Below are 324 nucleotides of genomic sequence, written 5' to 3' on the forward strand. Positions count from 1 at the left end.
TGAGATGACTGGCCCACTGATATTGTCCGAGTCTGGCGTAACAATTAAAACGACAAATGGCGATAGCCCGCAATATTCAGTTCAGAACGTAGTGTCGGGTGCTGATTTCAACATAGACCTTCTGGGGGCAGAGGTTCGTATTTTTGGTAAAGGTTCAGGCTCTGGTCAGGTTCGTATCGCGACATTCAATCTCAATAACGGTGACTGGTCTGCGCCCGGCCATTTAAGGGCCGGTAATGCCGTATTTAATACCGAAGGAAGTCTTTACGGCAATATGTGGGGAGGATGGATTCATGACTGGCTCAGTGCGAATTTTTCTGCCCG

The 324-nt window shown here is 48.5% G+C and carries 1 pseudogene; it reads left to right on the forward strand.

Annotation, left to right across the window (positions count from 1 at the left end):
- Positions 1–324: pseudogene (locus FDX22_RS03655) on the forward strand (hypothetical protein); the annotation flags it as partial.

It is taken from the genome of Citrobacter sp. TBCS-14 (assembly GCF_005280805.1).
GTDB classification, from domain to species: Bacteria; Pseudomonadota; Gammaproteobacteria; order Enterobacterales; family Enterobacteriaceae; genus Citrobacter; species Citrobacter gillenii.